Consider the following 1,032-nt stretch of genomic DNA (forward strand, 5'->3'; position numbering starts at 1 on the left):
CCCAAGGACAGACAGGACAACCCAGGGCTGATAGCACGGCGCCGAACCCTGAGCGACGCTGCGGATGCGGAACCCGCCATGATTGTGCGACTGTGTCAGCACAAACGACAGGTTCTTTTCACGCAGCCGCTTGCCAAGAAGCCAAGGCAGCCCGCGAGCCGCTGCCAAAGCTTCGTCCTTTCACATGTGTCCGCCCTCAGGCTGAGCCGACAAGGGGTTCGGAACCGCCCCCCGGCCACTCGCAACCGGTCCCGCGCCCTTCCCGCGCGTGCCGGAACGGCACCGCACCGGTCGCGCGATCTGTGCTTTCCCACCGGCGTTACCGTCCGCATTCGCCAGCGGATGCGGTCACTTGTCACGGAAATGGGTGCGTTCAGCTGCCCTGAAACCGGATCAACCGGCTGTCTGCCACCGCCGCCGTGCGATGAGGCAGGGCATCGCGGGCATAGGCCTCGTCCTTCACCATCGCGAAGAACGCCTTGGCATCGGGATAGCCCATCACGAATGCCTCGTCCCATTCCCCTTGCGGTCCGGTAACAACGCACTCCATCGGCGCATGCCACACCATCGCCGCGCCCGAATCCTTCACCAAGGCCTGAAACGCATCCTTGTAGATCGCATAAGCCTCCCGCCCGGTCAGGCCCTTGCCGTGGTTGGGATGGCCTTCAGGGTACTCGGCCAGATCGCGAAACTTGATCAGGTTAAGCATGTGCAGCGGCGTATCGCGCGGCAGGGACTTGAAAACCTCGAAGTTCTCACGGCTCGGATCGATATAGACTTCAGCCACGATCAAGCCACCTTGTCCCAGGCGTAATCGCGGAACTGATCGCGCAGGTCCTTCTTGCTGATCTTGCCGGTGCCGGTGTGCGGGATCGCATCAACGAACGCCACCGCATCGGGCACCCACCACTTTGCCACATGCGTGCCAAGGAAACTGCGGATTTCCTCCTGATTGACATCGACCCCGGGCTTCCTGACCACCACCAGCAGCGGCCGCTCGTCCCACTTGGGGTGATAGATGCCGATCGCCGC

At 62.8% G+C, this 1,032-nt stretch carries 2 protein-coding genes; both read right to left on the reverse strand.

What is annotated here, in order from left to right; translation table 11 throughout:
* Positions 1 to 373: 373 nt before the first annotated feature.
* Positions 374 to 787, reverse strand: a complete 414-nt coding sequence (locus IQ25_RS20960) for a DUF1330 domain-containing protein (protein WP_181447300.1) — start codon at positions 785 to 787, stop codon at positions 374 to 376.
* A gap of 2 nt (positions 788 to 789) precedes the next feature.
* Positions 790 to 1,032 (reverse strand): AMP-binding enzyme (locus IQ25_RS20965; RefSeq protein ID WP_407070615.1); only part of this gene is annotated, 243 nt, incomplete at its 5' end.

Origin of the sequence: Novosphingobium taihuense, from assembly GCF_007830315.1 — a bacterium.
Lineage (GTDB): Bacteria > Pseudomonadota > Alphaproteobacteria > Sphingomonadales > Sphingomonadaceae > Novosphingobium > Novosphingobium taihuense.